The organism is Mesorhizobium sp. NZP2234 (genome assembly GCF_013170765.1).
GTDB lineage: Bacteria > Pseudomonadota > Alphaproteobacteria > Rhizobiales > Rhizobiaceae > Mesorhizobium > Mesorhizobium loti_D.
This window is the reverse complement of the sequence record NZ_CP033364.1, coordinates 2,639,659-2,660,621: the sequence shown is the minus strand read 5'-3', so window position 1 is coordinate 2,660,621 and position 20,963 is coordinate 2,639,659. Positions and strand designations below refer to the sequence as shown.

Below are 20,963 nucleotides of genomic sequence, written 5' to 3'. Positions count from 1 at the left end.
CTTAAGCCGCGTCGGCCGCGAATGGGTCTTCCACTTTCGGCCAATAGGGCGTCTTGAGCTTTGTGTAGGGGATCGCGGCGAAGTTGGGCTGCGTCGCACCGGGCGGGGCGCAGAACAGGATGCGCTTGGCGATCGGCGCGAAACCGGCCTGGAAATGGTAATTGGATTTGACGATGACGATGCGTCGCTCGCTTGGATTAAGGCCGAGCGCGGTCATGCAGTCGGGATGGAAGACCTGCGTGCGTACCGTGTTGATGATCAGGTCGATGCCGCCGTCGGAGGTGACCCACGCCGCATCCCCGAGCGGCCACGGCATGGTGCCGAACAGCTGCGTCAGTTCGCGGCCGAGGCCTTTTACTGTAACGCGCAGGTCGACAGGCATACCCGAGAACACGCCGCACTTGCCGCCGACCCGCAGGGTTATGGTGCCGCCGATCCCGGCCTCGACGCAGAAGCGATAGGCGATCGGATCCCAGTACATGGCGCTGGCCACGTTCCCGATGCCGCGCTCGATCAGCCGGCGCAGGATGTAGGTGGAGTCCCCCGGTGCGCCGCCGCCGGCATTGTCCGAAACATCCGCTATGACGACCGGCCCATGCGGCTCGGCGAGCGCCATGTCGAGCGCCTCGTCGATGCCCAGGAATTTCGGGATCAGGTCGTTGCGCAATGCGAAAAGCTGCTTGCCGAACCTTTCGGCGGTCCGCTCGGCAAGCGGCTTGTCATCGTCGGTGACCACCAGCATGCGGGCTCCGACATCCTCGACGTCGCCATGCGGAAAGCCATGCCCAAGCGAGACTGACAATATGCCAGGCTCGGCTTCGGCGGCAGTCATGCCATCAACGAAGCCGCGCATCGGCTGCTCCTGCACGCGGAAGGTGCTGATCATGCGGCAGTCGTAAAGCGCCATCACCGGCCTGACCTTGCCCTCCACCGTGTCGACGATAATGCGGTAGAGCTCGCCGGCACGGTCCATGATGTCGGTGTGCGGATATTCCTTGTAGGCGACGATAGCGGTGGCGTTGTCGACCATCTTCTGGGTTGTGTGGCAGTGCAGATCGAGCTCCGCCCCGATCGGGATGTCGGGACCGACGACAGCTCTGACATGCGCGAGAAGATCACCCTCGGTATCGTCATAGCCTTCCGCGACGAAAGCGCCATGCAGCGCCAGAAGCACGCAGTCCACCGGCATGGCGGCCTTGAGCTCGTCGAGGATCTCGTCGCGGAACTGCTCGTAGACATTGCGGATGGTTATGCCTCCGGGCTCGGCGCAAACGCACAGGCTTTCCACGATCTCGTGGCCGTCGGCTTCGCCGCGCTGACGCCACACGAACAGCTGGCAGGACGGCTCGTTCAATGCCTTCGAGGTGGCGTCGCCCCGCGCGATGCCCATTTCCTCGAAACTGTGGTAGCCGGTCGGGATAGGCGCGAACGTGTTGGTCTCGGTGTCCATGCCCGCTATGAAAATGCGCATTCTTTCGCCCTCAACTCGTCTTTCGTTTAAGAAAAATCTTTTCTCATCATCAAACTATTATATAATTTCCGCAAGCACCTGGACCATGTAAGAGCTGCGCCAAGCCGCATTCACGCGGCCTCTGGCGGGTGGCACAGAATCGGAAATTCACATGCATCTTCACCCGCTCGACGACCTGGTGCTGGACGAAACCACCAAGGCCATTCCGCCTGGCGTCGCGGTCCGCCTTCATGATGTCGGCTCGATGAGCTGGAACCTCCTGCGCGGTGATGTGCCGCTGCCGGCAGCGGTCATCAGGGAGTCCGCGCTCGACCACAATTCGCGTTGGATGCAGCGTTTCCTCGCGAAGCGCAACGCGGTCATCGCGCCACATGTCAAGACGACGATGTGCCCTCAGATCATGCAGAGGCAATTGCGCGACGGCGCCTGGGGCGTGACCGTCGCCACACTGCACCAGATGAAAGTTTGCCGTCGGTTCGGCATCGATCGCATCGTGCTCGCCAACCAGCTTGTCGGACGGCTGGAACTGGACGCTCTGGTCGCCGAATTGAACGCTTCGGCCGGCCTCGACTTCTACATGCTGATCGACAGCCTCGATGCCGTGCGCCTGGCGAGCGAGGCGGTCGGACGCGCCGGACCGGGCTCGCGGCCGATCCAGGTTTTGGTCGAGCGCGGCTATCCGGGCGGCCGGACCGGTTGCCGCAACAACGACACGGCGCTCGAGGTCGCGCGTGCCGCGCATGCGGCGCCGCAACTGCGGCTCTGCGGCGTCGAGGCTTTCGAGGGACTGATCAAGCCGAAGGACGGTGGCCCGGCACGGGCGGTTGCGGATTTCGTCGACGAGATCGGCGCGCTCTACGAAGCATGCGCCGGCGAAAACCTGTTCGAGCGCGCGCCACCGATCGTGACGGCCGGCGGTTCGTCGTTCTACGACATCGTGCTCGATCGCCTGTCCGGCAGCGGCGCGCAGGTGATGACGCGCAGCGGCTGCTATGTCAGCCATGACAGCGGCATCTACCAGGCCGAGCAGAAGCGCATCCTCGCCGCGACCGGCGAGAATGAAGGCCTGGTCAACGCGCTGGAAGTATGGACCCATGTCCAGTCCTGTCCTGAACCGGGGCTGGCCATCCTGACCGCCGGCAAGCGGGATTTCGGAACCGACTCCGGACTGCCGGTGCCGCTGCTCATTTCGCGCGATGGTGGTTCGTCCGAAACGCTGGCGGGCTGCGAGATCTTCGCCAGCAACGACCAGCACGCCTACATGCGCGTTGCGGCGACGGTTTCGGTAAAAGTCGGCGATCGCATCGGACTGGGCGTGTCGCATCCCTGCACAACCTTCGACAAATGGCAGATACTCTTCCTGGTCGACGACGCCTATGAGATCGTCGGCGCGCTCAAGACCTACTTCTGACCGGAAGCCAGCGTTGGCACCGCGATCATCGCGCCGTCGAAACGACTTCACCCTACTCCGACGACATGTCGCGACAGCCCGTCGACCATCGAACGGGCCGCGCCGGAAACAAGTCGATCACACACTGGCGGGCTAGGGCGCTTCGCCGTTTCACAGAAACGGCGAAGCGCTCTAGCTCTTTGTTTTTGAGGCAATTCCGGACGGAAAACCGCTCATACTTTTCCTGGAATTGCTCTAATTCATACGACAAACCGTATCGCGCGCTGGATGTCGAAGAAATTGTCTGCCTCGAAGCGAAGCGTGCGCGCGGCGGGATGTTCGATGCCCGGGTACCAGCTTCCCCTGTAGGCCTCGATAGGCGTGGTGTATTCGACGATGAGCTCGAACCGGTCGGCCAGCTTCGGCAGGCATTTCGACAGATCGCGCGAAAGCGAGGCCTCCACGGTCTCGCGTATGGCCTTGACCGAGCCTTGAGGCGAGAGGGAAGACGTCGCCGGCCCGAAGCCTTCGCTGGTTGCAACGGTTGCGATCTCGGGCACCAGCGCCCTCGCCTCGCCGCACATGCCGGCATCGCCAGACAGAAAGACCGAAGGCACGCCGTAACGGGCGGCGCAGTGTGCGTTCAGCGTGTATTCGGATGCCACCTCCCCGTTGATCAGCATCCTGGACACGGTGCCGGTCAACGTGTGTGCCAGCGGATTCGTGTCAGTGCCGGCCTTGTTGTGGTAGCCGGTATAGAGAGCGGCATCGAAGGTGTCGTCGATGCCGAACATCATCGCATCCGGATGGCCGCTCCAGCCGCGCACGATGCGGACATAGGCTGGAAGCTTGGACAGGATGAGGTTGCGCGCCGTCGAATGGGCGTCCTTGACGACGATTTCGGTCGCACCCGCCGCCTTGGCGCCTTCGCAGGCTGCGACCAGTTCGTCGGTCATGTATTCCCGGAATTCGGCATAGTCGGGATTGCCCTTGCGCGCCTCGTCCCAGTTGGTGATGCCCGCCGTGCCTTCGATGTCGGCGCTGATAAAGACTTTCATGTGCTTGCCTTTCGATTTCAGAGAAGGTCACCGCGCACGCGCCTTCAATGGCGTCCGGGCTCGTGCGGTGGAGGTGGCCCGCGCGGCGATGGCTGCCCGGACCGGGCGTCTTCAGGCTGCCATTTCGGCCCGCCGTCGCTCCAGGAACATGGGGCCGACGCGAATGCCGCGGCGTCCATTGTCGTCGACGGCGTCCAGCTCGAGAATCTCCTCCTCGTAGAGCAGACCGTGCATGCGGAACCGGCCGGCATCCACCGGCTCGCAGGTATGGGTGCAGAAATACTCGATCAGGCATTTCAGCTGGCCGTGGCTGTAGGTCAGATAGGTGATGTTGAAATCCGGCCCGTACTCGCCCAGGTGCGGCGCGATCTCCGGCGGCACCTTCTCGACAGGCAGACTGTCGACACGCGACCAGTTCGCCCCTTTCCAGGTCAGCTGGTTGGCCTTGGAGAAGGAGAGGTTCATATGCGCGTAGTCGGCGCCGCGACCGTAGATGCGTCCGTCGATGACGAAGTCGTTGCCCGAGACCGGGCGGATCTGCAGCGGCACGCCCTCCCCCATCAGATAGAGCTTGCCATCCTTGTTCTTCACCTCGACGACCTCGCCGCCCACCTCATGACGATAGAGCCCGGGCAGGCTTGCGAACTGGTCTTCGGTGATGGGCGGCGGGGTCTGGCCGCGAAGCGGCATGCGTCCCATGCCGCTGTCGGCAAGGGCGATGCGCAGGCCATCGCCCGCGAGCCGTGAGGCAATCTGGTTGGCGAAATCAAGCGTGGCGAAGATCAGGACGCCGAAGCCGGCCCTCGGCAGCAGCATCATCTGCGACGCATAGCCATAGACCGCGCCGCCATGGCCGACGGAGGTCCACCCGTCCATGTCGCCGACGCCGAAGCACAGCCCATACCCGTTGAGGTCCTTGTTGTGACCTTCGGGGCGTTTGCCGATCGGGGTCCACATCTTGCGCAGCGATGCCGGGCTGACGATGGAATCGCCGTTGGGCGCGAAGCCGCCCCGCAGCAGGCACCGCGTATAGTTGGCCATGTCGGAAGTGGTGGAGAAGATGTTGCCGGCGGGCGATCCGCCCAGATTGAACACCGGCGCGGGGCTGTCCCCGTCCAGCGTCCACATGTCGGCCGGCGCCAGCCTTTCACGGATGCCGGGAGCCATGCCCGACGACGTGTCGTTCATGCCCAGCGGCTTCAGGATGTTCTCGGTGATGTAGTCGGAGTAGCTCTTTCGCGTCACCCGCTCGATCACCATGCCGACCACGGCAATGCCGGCATTGGAATAATGCATGATGCCGGCGCTGGGATCCTGCTTCAACGTGGATGTGGCGAGTTCGGCGACAGTGTCGGCCAGCGGCGGCTTGTGTGAATCCAGATAGTGTCCGCTCTTGGGTTCGCGCACGATCCCGGCGGTGTGGCTCATGAGCTTGCCCAGGCTGACATGCGAGCCGTGAGGTCCGCTTTCACGTCCGGCGAACGGATTGACCGGGTGAAAACCGGGCAGATACTCCGAGACATCGACATCGAGGTCGACCAGTCCCTTCTCCACGAGTTGCATGATGGCAACCGATGTGAAGGTCTTCGTGATCGAGCCGATGCGGAAACAGGTGTCATCCTTCATGTCGAAGTGGCGATCGTGCCGCTGTATGTGGCCGTGCGTCATGAGACCGTCCCGGTCGACCAGGGCATAGGAGATCGACGGGATGGCCTTGTCCTCCACCTCGTGGCGGATAAGGTCTTCAAGAAGCTCGATGGCGTGGGGGGAAAGCGAAGACACGGGCGGATACTCCCTGATTTCAGTTTGTATGGCGGGGATCGAGAATGTCGCGCAGGGCGTCGCCGACGAGGTTCCACGCCAGCACGAACAGGAAGATCGCGGCTCCGGGGAAGGCGAGCGTGTACCAGTACTGGAACGGATTGCCGGGCTGGCCGACGATCCAGTTGCGCGCATAGGCGATGAACTGCCCCCAATCGGCATAGCCTTCCTCCGTGCCCACTCCGAGGAAGCTCAGGGCGGACGCGGTCAGCACCATCGAACCCGTGGCCATGGTAGCCAGAACCAGCACAGGGAAGAACGCGTTGGGCAGGATGTGGAACACGATCAGCCTGAAGTCGCCGGCGCCGTAGCTTCTCGCCGCATTCACGAAATCCATCTCGCGGATCCGCAGGATCTCACTGCGCACCACGCGCGCATAACCCATCCATCCGAAAGTCGTCAGCGCGACGGTTATCGGCCCGAGCCCCTTGCCGAGCAGGGCGGTCAGCACCATGGCGGCGATGAGGAAGGGAACCGCCATGAAGACGTCGACGATACGCATCAGCACTTCGTCCACGATGCCGCCGTAAAAGGCCGCGAGCGACCCGATGATCGTGCCGATCAGCACCGAGATGGCGACGACGCCGAGGCCGATCTTGAATGCCGTGCGTGTGCCCCAGATCACGGCGTAGTAGATGTCGTACTGGCCTTCGGTCGTTCCGAAGATCGCCTCGGGCGACGGCGGTTGCGGCGTTGCCAGGAAGCCCGCTCTCGGCGTGTCGTATACCGACATCTGGAATTCCTGCGGCGGTGCGAGCACCGGCGCGAAAATCGCGATCAGCACGAATGCCAGCAACAGCAGCACCCCGACCAGCGAGATCGGATTACGCTTCAGATAGCCAAGCGCTCTCATCGCGTCTTTACCCTCGGATCGAGCAGCGGATAGATCATGTCGACGGCCAGGTTCAGCACCACGAGGACGACCGCGAAGTAGAGCCCGAAGCCCAGCACGGCCGGAAAATCCAGGTTGGCGGCCGTCTTGGCCGCGAACTGGCCGAGGCCCGCATAGTCGAAGATGGTTTCGGTGATGACGACGCCACCCATCATGGCGGCGAGTTCCATTCCGGCGATCGTCGTGACCGGGAGCAGCGCGTTGCGCCTGGCATGGTGCAGCTCCACCACGCGCCGGGGCATGCCCTTTGCGCGTGCCGTGCGGACATAGTCCTGGCGCAGCGTTTCCAGCATCGACGTGCGCATGACACGCGTCATGTTGGCAAGATTGACGTAGGTCAGCGTGATGACGGGGGCAGCGAGATGCCTGAGCGAATCCCAGAAAATTGGCAGATTGCCGTTGAGCAGCGCGTCGATCGTGTTCGCGCCGGTGTAGCGGGTGAAGCCGGGCGCGGTGACGGCAGCCTGGGCCCACTGGCTGAGACGCCCGGGCGGGAACCAGTCGAGCGCGGAGTAGAAGATCAGCAGCATCAGCAGTCCGAAGACATAGACCGGGAATGACCAGCCCAGGATGGTGAAGATGCGGATCACATGGTCCGGCCAACGGTTGAGATGGATGCCGGCCCGCGAGCCCAGGTAGATGGCGAGCAGAAAGCCGGGAATGAACGCCAGCAGGACCAGTTCCAGCGTCGCCGGCAGCAGGGAAGCCAGCGCGTGGGCAACAGGCTGGCGCGCGGTCTCGGACCAGCCCAGATTGCCGGTCAGGATGTTGCCGATCCAGCGCCCGTATTGAATGTAGAAGGGATCGTTCAGCCCATACTGCTCGATCATCCTGCGAATGCTGTCCTGGCCGCCCTTGAGGAAGTCCGGGGACGGCGCGTACGCCGCCAGGCGCTGTGTCGGCGACAGCGACATCTGCAGCGCGAAAAGCATCAGCGACAGGGCGAAGAGGACGACGGGCAACATCAGGATCCGCCGCAAAGCGTAGTTCAGCACATCAGCATCCGCACCATGAGGAATAGCCGTTTCGCCGGGCGACGATGGCGCCCGGCGAAACCCGAAGCTCTTTAGTCGGCCTTCTTGGTGACGGGATAGAAATCCCAGGCGCCGTAGAGGATCATGTTGTGCACGTAGCCGTCGATGTTGCTGCGGGTGACGATGTACCCGAAGTCCTCCCAGAGGAACTGCGTGGTGGCATAGTCGTAGGACATTTCCTGCAGCTTGGCATAGATCGGCTCACGCACGGCGGGATCGCTCGAGGCCCAGGCCTGGTCGAGAAGCGGCTTGAACTTCTCCTTCATCAGGTCACGATAGCCCTGGCCGAGCATGCCGCCGACAAGACCGGTCGGGGACAGATAGTAGGTCGCGGCACCCAGCGGACCACCCGGGTCGGAATAGTCCGGTCCCCAGCCCATGTAGGTGAGCGGCGAGGCGGGCTTTTCACGATTGTTGAGCTTGTCCGAAATGGAGGCCCAGGGCAGCGACTGGATCTTCATCTTGAACTTCGGGTTGATCCGCTGCAGTCCCTGCTGGAGCGCGGAAAGCGCGGCCGTGCCTTGCGGCGTTCCTTCCTGCACATAGGCGGTGAAGGTGAAGCCGGTGTCCCACAGCTTGCCGCCGAAGGCCTTCTTGAAGTGCTCCGCGGCCTTTTTCGGATCGTAGCTGTAGATTGGCGAGTCCGCGCGGTAGCCCATGATGCCGCGAACGGTCGGACCGCGCGCCTGCACGGTCTTGCCGAGCAGCGCCTGCTTTATCAGCGCATCGTAATTTTGGGCGTAGTTGAAGCCCTGACGAACATCGATGTCGGAGAAGAAGTCCGGCGGGATGCCGTTGCCGTCCAGCTTGCCGCTGCCGATGGCGGGGTTGTCGGCATCATCCAGCGGCCATGCGAAATAGAGGCCGCGGCTGAACACCTTGGGCAGGCCGTCGACGACCTTGACACCGTCCGTCTTGCTGAGCTCGTCCAGGAACTCGACTGGCGTCGTCACGAAGTCGGCATCGCCGGAAAGCAACTGCAGGCGACGCGTGGTCCATTCCGGAACCGTGCGCATGACCACCCGCTCGAGCGAGGCCTTGCCCATGAAGTAATTGTCGAAACGCTTCAGCGTGATGCGGCGATCGGTGCGATCCCATTCGTCGAGCATGAACGGCCCGGTCCCGTTTTCCTGGGCGAACAGCGGATCGTCACCGAGTTCTGGGCGGTAGTACTTCTTCCAGGTATTCCCGTCGCCATCCCATCCCCCGACGGAGGCGACCCATTCCTTGTCGACGATCGAGGCACCGAACGGCAGCGCCAGGACGCCAAGCGTGGCGGGGAAGGACTTCGGCAGCTTCAGCGTGACATTGTCGCCCTCGACGGTGATCTGCGACGCGAGTTCGTCATATACCTTGCGTAGCGCTTCGGGGCTGGCATCCTTGATGTCCGACACCTTGCCTTCGGCTTCGACCCATTTGGCGACGTCGGTGTACTTGCTCGCCGTCACCACCTCGGTGATGGCGTTGGACATCCAAGACTGGCCCATCAGGATGGCGCGCAGCAGCGAGTAACGCACGTCCTCGGCCGTGATCTCGCCATAGCCGGGCTCGATCTTGGCCTTCTGCTCGTCGCTCAGCCCGTCATAGTATTGCCAGGTGATCTTGCCGTCGTCGCCCTTGATGCCGACCTTGTGGGCGTGGACGCCCTTCCGGATCGGGAAAGTGTAGCTGACCGAACCGTCCGCGTTCTGCTTGATCAGGCCGTTTTCGAGGCTCGGCACTTCCGAGGACAATGAGGGCACGAATTCGGAAATCTGGGAGCCGTTGTAATTCAACAGGCGGCTGTAGACGTTGAGCACGCCGTAGGAGCTCGGCGTGTTTGCAATGTAGGCCGGATCAAAGGACTGAACATCGTCGGTCCAAAGAAACACAAACGTTCCGGGATTCTTGGTTTCTGCCACGGCGGGCGACGCAAAAGCGCCTATGCCCATGCAGAACGCTAATGCCAAGGCATGTTTCATTTTCATGAGTATGTTCCCACAATTGACTCGAGGTCTTTTTATCGTTGCGTGCGAAAGCTAGGAGGAGGCTTGCGCCACTGTCCAATGCGTAGATAGGATCAGTTATGCGAATAATGCATGAGGTCGACCGTGGAGCTGGCTTGGTTTGAAGACTTCCTCGAGATCGCCGCGACGCGGAATTTCTCGACCGCCGCGGCGTCCCGGAATATCTCGCAGCCGGCCTTCAGCCGTCGCATCAAGGCCCTGGAGGCTTGGGTCGGCGCCGAACTTATCGACCGCAGTACATATCCGGTGCACCTCACCAGCGCGGGCAACATTTTCGTTCCGCGCTGCCAGGAAATGCTTCGCGACATGTACCGCCTGCGGACCGACTGCCGCAATGCCGCCGGCGCCAGCTCACGGCTTCTCACTTTCGCCGCGCTTCATACGCTGGCCATCTATTTCTTTCCCAGGTGGATCAGCCAGCCCGAACTGCCGAATGCGCCGGTCCGCAGCAGCATGCACACTGGCGACTTCCTGGAATGCGTCGAGCACCTGTCGTCCGGCAAATGCGATTTCGCCATCACTTACGATCACCCCGACGGACCGCCGGTCCTTGAGGGCGGACCGTTCGAATCGCTGCAAATCGGCAGGGATCGCCTCGTTCTGGTGTCTGGAGTCGACCAGACGGGAGCGCCGCTCTTCGATGTCGATGTGCCGGAGGGCACCAGGATTCCCTACCTCGCCTATTCCTGGAGCGACGGCTATCTCGGCAAGCTGATCTCGCTCATCCAGTCGCGCTGGCGGCGTCCTCTCAATCTCAGCATCGTCTACCAGTCCTCGCTTGCCGAAGGCCTGAAGCAGATGGCGATCGCCGGGCAAGGCGTGGCCTGGCTGCCGCAGATCTGTGTTCAGAAATCGATAGCCCAAGGTGAGCTCATCCAGATTGGCGGACAACAGTTGTCCCTGGAGATCGAAATCAGGATTTTCCGCCGCGTGGGCGCGCGCAGCCGGGACGGCGAAGCGCTGTGGAAATATCTCTCGCGAACCGCGGAGCAGGCGCACGGACGCAACCTGGTTGATCCGACACTGACCATGCGCTGAGCGGACCGAAGGCCCATTCGCGCGCTTCATGCGAAATCCGACAGGGCGATGCAGAGATTGCATAACTTCGGTGGAGCGACCGGGAAGCCCGACAATCGTGGGGCGGATGCCGCCTGGCGAGGCATTCCGGGGCATTCCACGGCACGGCCTGCGGGCGATCTGGCGATGGGGCCTATTGACAGCTCACATGCTCACTGCGTTCGATGCCTGTTGTCGCGACCATTGCGCCTGGAGTGCCTTTTGACCGTCAAGTCCGCCGCCACCGCGAGCCTTCCCGACGACGTGATCCTGTCGGTCGAGAACCTTGAAGTCTGCTTCGGGTCGACGGCGACAAGAGCGGTGCGGGCTGTTCAGGGCGTATCGTTCCAGATCAAGCGCGGCGAGACAGTGGCATTGGTGGGCGAGTCGGGTTCTGGCAAATCGGTCACGGCCATGACCGTAATGCGCCTGACGGAATATGACGGCGCCAGGATCACGGGCGGCCGCATCCTGATGAGGCTCAAGGACGGCGGCGTGGCCGACCTGGCAAAGCTTTCCGAAAAGCGCATGGAGGGGCTGCGCGGCTTTGAGTTCTCGATCGTGTTCCAGGACCCGATGTCGAGCCTCAATCCGGTGTTCACCGTCGGCGACCAGATTGCGGAGGTGGTCACCAGACACCAGGGCAAGTCGCCGCGCGAGGCGCGCGACATCGCCCTGAATGTGCTCAAGCTCGTGCGCGTGCCCGACGCCGCCCTCAGGCTCGACCAATACCCGCATCAACTGTCCGGCGGCATGCGCCAGCGCGTCATGATCGCCATTGCCTTGGCCTGCCGCCCCTCCTTGATGATCCTCGATGAGCCGACCACCGCGCTCGACGTCACCATCCAGGCGCAGATTCTGGATCTTGTCCGGGCACTGCAGCGCGATATCGGCATGTCCGTTCTTTTCATCACCCATGACATGGGCGTGGTCGCGGAGATCGCCGATCGCGTCTGTGTCATGCTGAAGGGCGAGATCGTGGAGTCAGGCTCGGTGCACCAGATTCTCGTGGATCCCCGACACCGCTACACACGCGCGCTGATCTCGGCGGTGCCAAGGCTGGGCAGCATGGCCGACAAGGACGGGCCCGAGAAATTCCCGCTCGTCATATACAATGCCGAAGTCTCGCGGCCGGAGGTCTCGGCATGAGCGTCGCACCGCTCGCAACGGACAGAAAGCCCCTGGTCGAAGTCCGCGAGCTTGTTACGCGTTTCGACCTGAGAGGCGGTATCTTCGGCGGCGTCGCCGGCCGGGTTCATGCGGTGGAAGGCGTTTCCTTCGATATTTTCCCGGGTGAGACCCTGGCGTTGGTGGGGGAATCGGGCTGCGGCAAGTCGACCGTGGCGCGCAGCATCATGCAATTGGACAAGCCCTTGTCCGGCGCCATTCGCTATGACGGCAAGGAGATGATCGGCGCAGGACGGGCAACCCTCGCGGGCTTCCGGCGCGAGGTGCAGATGGTTTTCCAGGATCCCTTCTCCTCGCTCAATCCGCGGATGACGGTCGGGCAGGCCCTGACCGACCCGATGCGCGTCCACCGCGTCGCGCGCGGCAGTGCGCTGCGGAAACGGGCGGCGGACCTGCTGGCAAAAGTGCATCTGCCGCCGGAATATCTCGAACGCTACCCTCACGCCTTCTCGGGCGGTCAGCGGCAGCGCATCTGCATCGCCAGGGCTCTGGCGCTCGATCCCCGCCTCCTCATCGCGGATGAAGCGGTCGCCTCGCTCGACGTCACGATCCAGGCCCAGGTCATCAACCTGTTGATGGACCTGCAGCGCGACATGGGCATCGCCATTCTGTTCATCAGCCATGACATGGCCGTGGTCGAGCGCATCGCGCATCGCGTTGCCGTCATGTACCTGGGCGAGATCGTGGAGATCGGCGACCGCCGATCGGTCTTCGGCAATCCCCAACACCCTTATACGCGCAAGCTGCTTTCGGCGGTTCCCGTGGCGGATCCGGCGCGACGAACGGTTGGACGCGAACCGATGTCGGATGAGATCCCCAGCGCGGTACGCGGCGTTGATTTTGTTCCGGTCCACCTGCCGATGAATGCCGTTTCGCCTACCCATTTCGTGCGCGAGACATCACCGGCCTGATCGGGCCATCATCCGGTCGAATGCACCGGGGAAATGTGCTTGCGCATCTCGTTGTCCCATTCGGCGCCACCGGTGGCGATTGAATCCCGCGCGGATCGGGTGATGATAGAGATCCAGGTCGACGATCTCCTGGTGGGTGAAACTGTGCGGCAAGGTGGAGCGCGCGGCGATAGCTCTAAAAAGCGGAGCTGATCCCTGACTTGACCGAAGAGCGTCCTTGTCGGCTCGCCGCGGTAAACTGTATCTCAACGCGGATATCGGGCAGCGCGAAGCTTGCTCCGACGGAGGCCCGCGCCGGCGGTTCGGCGCCGTCGAGCCAGTCGACCCAGGCCTTGTTCATCGCGTCGAAGTCGCCGGCGTCCTTCAGCCATATCTGCGCGAACAGCAGTTGCGATCGATTGGAACCAACCCTGCCCAGAAGGGCGTCGGCCTTCTTCAGTATCTGCCGCGTTTGGCCGGCTGTATCGGCTTGCCGGTCATCGTCGGTGAGGCCCGAAAGATGGATCGTCCCATTGTGAACGACGATCAGGCTGAGCCGCTCGTTCTTCTCGTGTCTTTCAATTTTCGTCATCGTGCGCCCGCGTCACGCTGGCGATAAGTAGGATGCGTCGCAGCATTGCATCGAAATCAGTTGGTAATGCGGTCCCGAGCCCGACCACTGCGATCAGCGGCCAGGATATTGTCCAGCCAGCGCGGATCCATCTGCGGGACGGCGGACAACAGCGCTTTCGTGTAGGGATGATCCGGCGCCCCCATGACGCCTCTCCTGGGTCCCTGTTGCACGATCTTCCCCCGCTGCATCACCACAACCTCATCGGCTATCGCGTTCACCGTGGCGATGTCGTGCGTGATGAAGATATAGGACTTGCCGAGCTCCTTCTGCAGCCGAAGCAACAGTTTGAGGATCTGCTCCTGGACGAGCTGGTCGAGCGCTGATGTGATCTCGTCGCAGATGAACACATCCGGATCGGCCGCGATCGCCCGGGCGATGGAGACGCGCTGCTTCTGCCCGCCCGACAGCTCCGAAGGGAAACTGGTGAGGCATCTTTGCGGCAACTCGACCGTTTCCAGCAACTGGGTCACCCGGCGCGCGCATTGCTGCCCCTTCTGGCCGGTATGCAGTGTGACCAGGCGGCCGACGATGTCCATGACGGTTTGGCGCGGATTGAGGGCATTGTCGGCCGATTGGTAGATCATCTGGATGCGCCGCAGCTGGTCGACGTCGCGATTGCGGAAGGAGAGAGCGAGCTTCTGGCCGTTCAGCTCGACCGACCCGCCCGCAGCCGGCAGCAGCCCTGCTATGACGCGGGCAAGAGTCGACTTTCCCGATCCGGATTCGCCAACGATGGCCAGCGTACGGCCTTTGGGCAAAACCAGGCTGACGTCGTCGAGGACCTTGGCCTGCCCGTAGCGGGCCACGATATGCTCGACCCGGAGGATGGCGGATGTTGGTGAGACCGCTTCCTTTTCCAGAGAGCGCACGGCCCACAAGGAACGAGTGTATTCCTGCTGGGGCCTTTCCAGCATCAGTCCGGTTTGCTGCTCCTCGACCAGTTCACCATAGCGCAGGACCATGATGCGCTGCGCCATTTGCGCGACAACGGCCAGGTCGTGGGTAATGTAAAGCGCGGCCGTGTTGTGATCGCTGACAATTCGGCGAATGGAAGCCAGCACCTCGACCTGCGTGGTCACGTCGAGCGCTGTCGTCGGCTCGTCGAACACGATCAGATCGGGCTTGCACATCATTGCCATTGCGGTCATCGCGCGCTGCAATTGTCCGCCGGACAGCTGATGCGGGAAGCGATCACCAATCGTACTCGGATCAGGCAGTTGCATCTCGGCAAAGAGTGAGCAAGCCCGAGCCTCCGCCTCCTTGCGTGAGGTCACGCCGTCGCGCATTGCGCTTTCAACGGCTTGATCCATCAATGTGTGCGCGGGATTGAAGGAAGCCGAGGCGCTTTGCGCGACATAGGAGATCCGCGTGCCGCGCAGCTTGCGCCGATCATCCTCGCCCAAAGCCAGCATGTCACGTCCGCCGAAGAGAACCTCTCCCGAGGCTATGCGACATCCGGAGCGGGTGAAGCCGAGCGCGGCCAGCCCGAGCGTGGATTTGCCCGCCCCCGACTCCCCGATGATGCCGAGAACCTCCCCACGCCGCAGGGAGAGGCTGATGCCTTTGACGATCGGTTGCCAGACGCCGTCGGTGTCGGCCTCAACCCAAAGGTCCCGGATGTCCAGGATCGTATCGGAAGACCCTTGCGGCAATGACGGTTCAACTATCATTGCGCAGTCCGCTCGTGACATCCAGGAACCAGTCTATGACGAAATTGATGCTCACGGTCAGGATCGCGATCGACGCGGCCGGGAGCAGAGGGGTGACGTTGCCGTAGCTTATGAACGTCGCGCTTTCGCGCACCATCGTTCCCCAATCCGCGGAAGGCGGCTGGATGCCAAGACCAAGGAAGGAAAGAGCCGAGATGGTCAGAAACACGAAGCAGAAGCGCAATCCGAATTCTGCCAGGAGCGTGGGAAGCACATTGGGAAGGATTTCCTTGGTGACGATCCACCACGTGCTTTCCGCGCGCAGATAGGCCGCCTCGATATATTCCATCACCACGACGTTGCGGGCGAGCAAGCGGGACAAGCGGAAAATCTGAGTGGCGTTGAGCATGGCTATGATCAACACGATGCTGGTGATGGACGATCCGAACAAAGCCAGCAATATGAGCGCGAAGATCAGTTGCGGGATCGCCATCAGCGTATCGGCAACGACCGACAGGATGCTGTCGCACCACGGCGACGAGACGGCTGAGAAAATGCCAAGCCCAGCCCCCACGACAAAAGCGAGCGACGTCGTGATGAAGGCGATGCCGACGGAATTTCGCGCTCCGTAGATCAGCCGGCTCAGCACATCCCGGCCCATCTGGTCGGTACCGAGCAGATGGATGATGCTCCATGGAGCGAAAGGTTCACTGGAAACCACGTCGGCCTCGCCGAAAGGCGCCAGCAGGGGCGCGAACACCGCCATTGCGATATAGATCGCAATCACGACCAGTCCGATTCGGGCCGAAAGAGGCGCCGTCCGGAAGCCGTTGCGGAACGATAGGCGGGACCGGCGATACCGGATCGGCGACGAGTCGGCACCGCTCTGCCGGTTGGCTTGGAAGGTCATCGTGGATGGGCCAGTCTGGGGTTCGTGGCGATCGCGACTATGTCGGCCAGCAGATTCAAAAGGACATAGGCCGTGGCGAAGATCAGGGCACAGGCCTGCACGACCGGAATATCGCGCGAGCGCACGGCGTCCACCATCGCCTGGCCGATGCCCGGATAAACGAACACGACTTCCACCACGACCACGCCGACAATCAGATATGCCAGGTTGAACGCCACGACGGCCGCGATGGGCGCCCATGCATTGGGCAGCGCATGACGAAGAACGATGTCACGGGTAGCGACGCCCTTCAACTTCGCCATTTCCACATACGGTGCGGAAAGAAGGTTTATGATCGCGGCCCGGGTCATCCGCATCATGTGGGCGATAATTCCCAGACTGAGAGTGGCGATTGGCAAGGCCAGACGTAGCGCAATCTCGTATGCCATCATGTTCGGCGTTATGCGCGCCAGCGAATAGAAGATCGGCAGCTTCACCGCGAAGAGAAGCATGAGCACATAGGCGACGAAAAACTCGGGAAACGATATTCCGATCAGCGTGATCGTGTTGAGCAGGCGATCCAGCCAGCTGTTGCGGCGGATCGCGGCGATCATGCCGAGCGCCAAGGCGATCGGGACACAGGCGATGGCGGTTATGGCCGCCAGGAAAAGCGTATTCTTCAGACGCGGTCCGACAATGCTGACGACCGTGCGCGGCGTTCCGGCGCCCGAGGAGAACGACATCCCCAGATCTCCGGTGAGGGCCTTTCCGATCCAGCTCACATAGCGTTCCGGCAGTGGGCGATCCAAGCCGAGCGATTTCTGGAAATTGGCCACCGTCTCCGGCGTCGCCGAGCGGCCCAAGGCGACCTTGGCAAAGTCACCGGGCAGAACCGCGATCGCCGCGAAAATAATCAGGGAGACGAGAAACAGAGTGAAGAACCCCGATCCGATCCTGATAAACGCCGTTCTTGCCAAAGGTGGTAGGTTCAGCCGTTGCAACAATCGAATCTTTCGAAAAGCGGCTGGCGACCAGGCGCCAGCCATCCGGTCAGGTGAGAAGCGTCGGCCTCCCGGTCACGCCAGCCACCAACGCTCCGCCATCCGGAAATTGTCGCATTGGAGCATATTGCCGATCTTGCCGTGGGTGATCTTCTTGGACAGCGCGTCCATGAAAAGCGCATATGCGATGACAAGAGCCCCACCGTCGTCGTGCAGGATCTGTTGCATCTCGCTATACATCGCCTGGCGCTTGGTCTTGTCCGACTCCGCCCTCGCCTGAACGAGGAGTTCGTCGAAGCGTCCGTTGCTCCAGGCTGTATCGTTCCAGGGCGCGCCGGTCGCGTAGGTTGTCGTGAACAGGGAATCCAGCGTCGGCTTGCCCAGCCAGTCGACACCCACGAAGGGCTTGTGCTGCCAGACATTATCCCAATAGCCATCGTCAGGCTCGCGGATGACATTGATATCGATCCCGGCCTTGGCGGCATGCTCCTTGAACAGCAGCGCGGCATCGATCGCGTTCGGGAAAGCGGTTTCGGCGACGGAAAGGTCCACCGACAATGTGGTCAGCCCCGCCTTCGCCAGATATTCCTTGGCCTTGGCGACATCGTATTCATGGATCGGCTCCGGATTGACCGCGAACACGATCTGAGGAGCGGCCGGATTGTCGTTCGCGACCTTGGCATTGCCAAGGAAGGCCTTGTTGATGACGTCGTTGCGATCAATGGCGTGCTTCAACGCCTGACGCACGTCCGGATTGTCGAATGGCGCGGTCTTGGTGTTCATGCTGAAGCTGAAGTGCCGAAGGCCGCTCACCTTTGTGATCTCGATATCCGTATTCTGCTCGAGCATCTTGAGCGTCTTTATGTCGACATCGACCATGTAGTCGATCTCGCCGGTCAGCAAGGCATTGGTGCGAGCCGCCACGTCGATGATGTTGACGAATTCGATCGCGTCAAAGTAAGGCTGACCGGGCTTGTGATAGGCAGGATTACGCTTCATGCGGACCGAAATGCCCGGCTGGTTGTCGTCGATCATGTACGGGCCGGTCGCGACGCCCTTCTCCCACGCGACTCCGCCTTCGGGCTTTGCGGGCAAGATCACCAGATGGACGTCGGCCGTTAGGTAGGGAAAGTCCGCGTTTCCGCCGCTCAACGTGAACACGACCTTCCGGTCGCCATCGGCCTTGATGTCCACGATTGAATCGACAAGCGCCTTCACCGCCGACGACGAAGACGGCCCCATGTGATGGCGGTAGGACTGGATGACATCATTGGGGGTGACCGGCGTGCCGTCGTGGAATTTCAGGCCAGGCCTGAGCGTGTAGGTCCAGACCTTGAGATTGTCCGAAGGGGCAAAGCTCTCCGCGAGGTCAGGTACGGCGGCGCCCTCCACATCCAGTTCCGTCAACGCATTGCAAAGCGTGCCGCCGAAAATCACTTGCGTATAGGAGTTCTGCCACGTCGCCGGATCGTAGGAATCGGTCTGCGTTCCGTCGTTGATGGCGAACTTCACCGAGCCGCCCTGCTTCGGCTCGGCGCGAGCCATGGAAGTCTGACCCACGAGCGACGCGCTCAAGGCCAGCATGCCAACGGCGCCCATGAACTGGCGACGGGTCGCCATGATTCCGGCGAGGCTCGGATCCTGCTTGTCCTGCATGTTCTTTCCCCTTTGTTTTTTGGTTCTTTCAACGCCGCGCCTGCTCGATCGAGAACAGGCCGCGCCTCCTTCATTAGGCCGGCAATATCGATTCCGAAATCTGATTGGTCAATAAAAATATGATCGATCAATCAAAAAATTGTCCCGAAAATGCCATTGACGACAATCACATAAAGTTCATAGCATTGCTGATGAGCCTAAAAAAAACCGAGATATCGAACCATAGCGCCCAGCGCCGCAAGCAGCTGCTGGAGGCGGCGTGCGCGGTGATAGCCAGGCGCGGCCTGTCCGGGATCACGGTGAACGACATCGCCAGCGAAGCCGGATGCAGCTATGGCGTCATCGCCTTTCACTTCAAGACGAAGGAGCGCCTGCTGCTTGCGGCCCTCAACCTCGTGGCCAGCAATTATGAGGCGGTCTGGTCCGAGGCGATGGCGGCCGCCCCAAGCTCTCCCGCCGAGCGACTGCGCATTCTACTTGAGGTCGATTTCGATCCGAGGATAGCCAGGGCAGCCGACCTCGCGGTCTGGATGGCCTTCTGGGACGAAGCCCCGCGCGTCACGGCCTACAAGAGGCGTTGCAGCGAACTGAAACGCCGGTCCCTGCAGTCGATAACCGATCTGGTCCGCGAGCTTGCCACGCTTCGGTCGCTCGACATCGATGTCGATGCGGTATCCCAGGGTCTCTATGCCATCACTGACGGCTGCTGGATATTCGGGCACGTCACCGGCCAGAATGGCCCGCAAGACCGCAAACGCTACAGGCAGATCTGCCTGACCTTCCTGTCGGCATTCTTCCCAGACGATTTCAGCCCGGCACCATCCGTTTCGCCCCGCTGACACGACGGCATGCCCGCGGACACCAAGACAACAAGCCAAGACAAGAGACAACACATGTATTCAGAGACCGGATCCCAGTGGAACGTCGCGGAACTCGAAGATGCGGCCCACCGCCATCTCATCAGCCCGGCCGAGGAGCTGGCCAAGCTCGGCACCTCCGGCGGCCGCACCCTGTTCACGTCGGCAGATGGCATCTACATCACCGACAGTCGCGGCCGCAGGATGATCGACGGCCCCGCCGGGATGTGGTGCACGCAGGTCGGCTACAACTGCAAGCCCATCGCCGATGCGATCGCCGCGCAGGCGCTGCGCATCTGCTACAACTCGCCCTGGTATTCGCTGAACGGCCCATCGGCGGGGCTGGCAAGGCGTATCGCCGAATTCGCCCCGGGCGATCTCAACCATGTGTTCTTTACCACCGGCGGCTCATCGGCGGTGGATTCGGCGCTTCGCTTCATGCAGTTCTTCAACAACGTGCTGGGGCGTCCCAGCAAGAAGACGATCATCTGCCGCATCGACGGCTACCACGGAAGCACGCATCTTACCGCGGCCTGTTCGGGGCGGGCTGGCAACCGTCCCAATTTCGACCTGGAGATGGATAACGTCACCTTCATCTCGGCGCCAAACCGCTATCGTCATCCGCAGGGCGGCGACGAAGCCGCTTTCCTCGAATTCCTCGTGGCCGAGTTCGAAGAGCGGATCGAGAGCCTGGGGCCGCAGAATATCGGCGCCTTCCTGGCGGAGCCGGTTCTGGCCTCGGGCGGCGTCATCGTGCCGCCCAAGGGATATCATCGCCGCTTCCTCGAGATCTGCCGCAAGCACGACATCCTCTACATCTCCGACGAGGTCGTCACCGGCTTCGGCCGCTGCGGCGAATGGTTCGCGTCCGAACCCGCCTTCGATATCGTCCCTGACATCATTACCTTCGCCAAGGGGGTAACCTCCGGCTACGTGCCGCTTGGCGGCTTCGTCATCTCGGACGCGGTCCTGGGACGTATATCCGGCGAGAACGCGAAGGGGAGCGCTTACACCAACGGTTACACCTATAGCGGCCATCCAGTGAGTTGCGCGGCGGCGCTTGCCAACATCGAGGTGATCGAGCAAGGCGGGCTGCTCGCGCATGTCCGCGAAGTCGCGCCCTATTTCCAGGAGCAGTTGCGCAAGCTCGGCGAGATTCCTCTTGTCGGCGACGTACGCGGCATCGGTCTGCTGGGTTGCGTGGAATGCGCCACCGATCCGCATTCGCAGGCGGCGACCGACTTCGACAAGGCCGTGGCGGCACGCATCGACCGCCTATGCTACGAGAACGGTCTGATCGTTCGGCCTATAGGCAGCATGTGCGTGCTTTCGCCGGCGCTGATCATCAAGAAGGAAGAGATCGACACCATGATCTCGATCCTGCGCGAGAGCATCGAAAAAGTGCAGGCCGAGATCCGCGCGGAAGGCAGGTTCTGAACCACGCCTTTTTCCACTCTTCCGCTCCAGCGCA

At 62.0% G+C, this 20,963-nt stretch carries 17 protein-coding genes; 6 read left to right on the top strand and 11 right to left on the bottom strand.

Features of this window, described 5'->3' with window-relative positions:
* Position 1: 1 nt before the first annotated feature.
* Positions 2–1,471: a M81 family metallopeptidase gene (locus EB230_RS13105; protein WP_172372579.1), complete on the bottom strand. Its 1,470-nt coding sequence runs from the start codon at positions 1,469–1,471 to the stop codon at positions 2–4.
* Positions 1,472–1,622: 151 nt separating this feature from the next.
* Between EB230_RS13105 and EB230_RS13100 the strand changes: the two genes are divergently transcribed.
* Positions 1,623–2,882 (top strand): amino acid deaminase, encoded by a 1,260-nt coding sequence (locus EB230_RS13100; RefSeq protein ID WP_172372577.1) that lies wholly within the window; start codon positions 1,623–1,625, stop codon positions 2,880–2,882.
* 239 nt (positions 2,883–3,121) lie between these two features.
* Here the strand turns inward: EB230_RS13100 and EB230_RS13095 are convergent, their stop codons facing one another.
* From EB230_RS13095 to EB230_RS13075, 5 genes are all read right to left on the bottom strand, one after another.
* Complete coding sequence (locus EB230_RS13095; protein WP_065005242.1) at positions 3,122–3,919, bottom strand: M55 family metallopeptidase; 798 nt, start codon at positions 3,917–3,919, stop codon at positions 3,122–3,124.
* A gap of 111 nt (positions 3,920–4,030) precedes the next feature.
* Complete coding sequence (locus tag EB230_RS13090; RefSeq protein WP_172372575.1) at positions 4,031–5,701, bottom strand: serine hydrolase domain-containing protein; 1,671 nt, start codon at positions 5,699–5,701, stop codon at positions 4,031–4,033.
* A 19-nt stretch (positions 5,702–5,720) separates the two neighbouring features.
* Positions 5,721–6,593 (bottom strand): ABC transporter permease, encoded by an 873-nt coding sequence (locus tag EB230_RS13085; protein WP_056570727.1) that lies wholly within the window; start codon positions 6,591–6,593, stop codon positions 5,721–5,723.
* The gene (locus EB230_RS13080; RefSeq protein ID WP_245303348.1) at positions 6,590–7,597 is read right to left on the bottom strand and encodes an ABC transporter permease; all 1,008 of its coding nucleotides are present in this window, start codon (positions 7,595–7,597) and stop codon (positions 6,590–6,592) included. The genes EB230_RS13085 and EB230_RS13080 overlap by 4 nt, the downstream gene beginning before the upstream one ends.
* A 101-nt stretch (positions 7,598–7,698) precedes the next feature.
* Positions 7,699–9,537 carry an ABC transporter substrate-binding protein gene (locus EB230_RS13075; RefSeq protein WP_244494056.1) on the bottom strand — a complete coding sequence of 613 codons (1,839 nt, stop codon included), beginning with the start codon at positions 9,535–9,537 and terminating at the stop codon, positions 7,699–7,701.
* Between the two features lie 207 nt (positions 9,538–9,744).
* Between EB230_RS13075 and EB230_RS13070 the strand changes: the two genes are divergently transcribed.
* From EB230_RS13070 to EB230_RS13060, 3 genes are all read left to right on the top strand, one after another.
* Positions 9,745–10,710, top strand: coding sequence for a LysR substrate-binding domain-containing protein (locus tag EB230_RS13070; protein WP_244494055.1), 966 nt, complete (start codon positions 9,745–9,747; stop codon positions 10,708–10,710).
* 240 nt (positions 10,711–10,950) lie between these two features.
* Positions 10,951–11,877 carry an ABC transporter ATP-binding protein gene (locus tag EB230_RS13065; protein ID WP_244494054.1) on the top strand — a complete coding sequence of 309 codons (927 nt, stop codon included), beginning with the start codon at positions 10,951–10,953 and terminating at the stop codon, positions 11,875–11,877.
* Positions 11,874–12,827 carry an ATP-binding cassette domain-containing protein gene (locus tag EB230_RS13060; protein WP_081294838.1) on the top strand — a complete coding sequence of 318 codons (954 nt, stop codon included), beginning with the start codon at positions 11,874–11,876 and terminating at the stop codon, positions 12,825–12,827. The genes EB230_RS13065 and EB230_RS13060 overlap by 4 nt, the downstream gene beginning before the upstream one ends.
* A 175-nt stretch (positions 12,828–13,002) precedes the next feature.
* On the opposite strand, the gene EB230_RS13055 is transcribed toward EB230_RS13060, so the two are convergent.
* From EB230_RS13055 to EB230_RS13035, 5 genes are all read right to left on the bottom strand, one after another.
* Positions 13,003–13,398: a RidA family protein gene (locus tag EB230_RS13055; protein WP_056570726.1), complete on the bottom strand. Its 396-nt coding sequence runs from the start codon at positions 13,396–13,398 to the stop codon at positions 13,003–13,005.
* A 56-nt stretch (positions 13,399–13,454) separates the two neighbouring features.
* Entirely contained in the window at positions 13,455–15,110 is a 1,656-nt protein-coding gene (locus tag EB230_RS13050; RefSeq protein WP_056570724.1) for an ABC transporter ATP-binding protein, read from the bottom strand.
* Positions 15,100–15,999: an ABC transporter permease gene (locus tag EB230_RS13045; protein WP_081294837.1), complete on the bottom strand. Its 900-nt coding sequence runs from the start codon at positions 15,997–15,999 to the stop codon at positions 15,100–15,102. Before EB230_RS13045 ends, EB230_RS13050 begins: the two co-directional genes overlap by 11 nt.
* Positions 15,996–16,970: an ABC transporter permease gene (locus tag EB230_RS13040; protein WP_246738981.1), complete on the bottom strand. Its 975-nt coding sequence runs from the start codon at positions 16,968–16,970 to the stop codon at positions 15,996–15,998. The genes EB230_RS13045 and EB230_RS13040 overlap by 4 nt, the downstream gene beginning before the upstream one ends.
* An 84-nt stretch (positions 16,971–17,054) precedes the next feature.
* Positions 17,055–18,635, bottom strand: a complete 1,581-nt coding sequence (locus tag EB230_RS13035; RefSeq protein WP_056570721.1) for an ABC transporter substrate-binding protein — start codon at positions 18,633–18,635, stop codon at positions 17,055–17,057.
* Positions 18,636–18,826: 191 nt separating this feature from the next.
* On the opposite strand from EB230_RS13035, the gene EB230_RS13030 reads away from it, so the two are divergent.
* Together EB230_RS13030 and EB230_RS13025 are read left to right on the top strand one after the other, a co-directional pair.
* Complete coding sequence (locus EB230_RS13030; RefSeq protein ID WP_162258916.1) at positions 18,827–19,474, top strand: TetR family transcriptional regulator C-terminal domain-containing protein; 648 nt, start codon at positions 18,827–18,829, stop codon at positions 19,472–19,474.
* 54 nt (positions 19,475–19,528) lie between these two features.
* Complete coding sequence (locus EB230_RS13025; RefSeq protein ID WP_056570716.1) at positions 19,529–20,929, top strand: aminotransferase; 1,401 nt, start codon at positions 19,529–19,531, stop codon at positions 20,927–20,929.
* Positions 20,930–20,963 lie beyond the last annotated feature (34 nt).

What these genes read in the sequence shown, in the direction of transcription:
- EB230_RS13105 (WP_172372579.1), bottom strand. Translation starts at nt 1,471, where the DNA reads ATGCGCATTTTCATAGCGGGCATGGACACCGAGACCAACACGTTCGCG.
- EB230_RS13100 (WP_172372577.1), top strand. Translation starts at nt 1,623, where the DNA reads ATGCATCTTCACCCGCTCGACGACCTGGTGCTGGACGAAACCACCAAG.
- EB230_RS13095 (WP_065005242.1), bottom strand. Translation starts at nt 3,919, where the DNA reads ATGAAAGTCTTTATCAGCGCCGACATCGAAGGCACGGCGGGCATCACC.
- EB230_RS13085 (WP_056570727.1), bottom strand. Translation starts at nt 6,593, where the DNA reads ATGAGAGCGCTTGGCTATCTGAAGCGTAATCCGATCTCGCTGGTCGGG.
- EB230_RS13080 (WP_245303348.1), bottom strand. Translation starts at nt 7,597, where the DNA reads ATGTTGCCCGTCGTCCTCTTCGCCCTGTCGCTGATGCTTTTCGCGCTG.
- EB230_RS13070 (WP_244494055.1), top strand. Translation starts at nt 9,745, where the DNA reads ATGAGGTCGACCGTGGAGCTGGCTTGGTTTGAAGACTTCCTCGAGATC.
- EB230_RS13060 (WP_081294838.1), top strand. Translation starts at nt 11,874, where the DNA reads ATGAGCGTCGCACCGCTCGCAACGGACAGAAAGCCCCTGGTCGAAGTC.
- EB230_RS13055 (WP_056570726.1), bottom strand. Translation starts at nt 13,398, where the DNA reads ATGACGAAAATTGAAAGACACGAGAAGAACGAGCGGCTCAGCCTGATC.
- EB230_RS13050 (WP_056570724.1), bottom strand. Translation starts at nt 15,110, where the DNA reads ATGATAGTTGAACCGTCATTGCCGCAAGGGTCTTCCGATACGATCCTG.
- EB230_RS13045 (WP_081294837.1), bottom strand. Translation starts at nt 15,999, where the DNA reads ATGACCTTCCAAGCCAACCGGCAGAGCGGTGCCGACTCGTCGCCGATC.
- EB230_RS13035 (WP_056570721.1), bottom strand. Translation starts at nt 18,635, where the DNA reads ATGCAGGACAAGCAGGATCCGAGCCTCGCCGGAATCATGGCGACCCGT.
- EB230_RS13030 (WP_162258916.1), top strand. Translation starts at nt 18,827, where the DNA reads ATGAGCCTAAAAAAAACCGAGATATCGAACCATAGCGCCCAGCGCCGC.
- EB230_RS13025 (WP_056570716.1), top strand. Translation starts at nt 19,529, where the DNA reads ATGTATTCAGAGACCGGATCCCAGTGGAACGTCGCGGAACTCGAAGAT.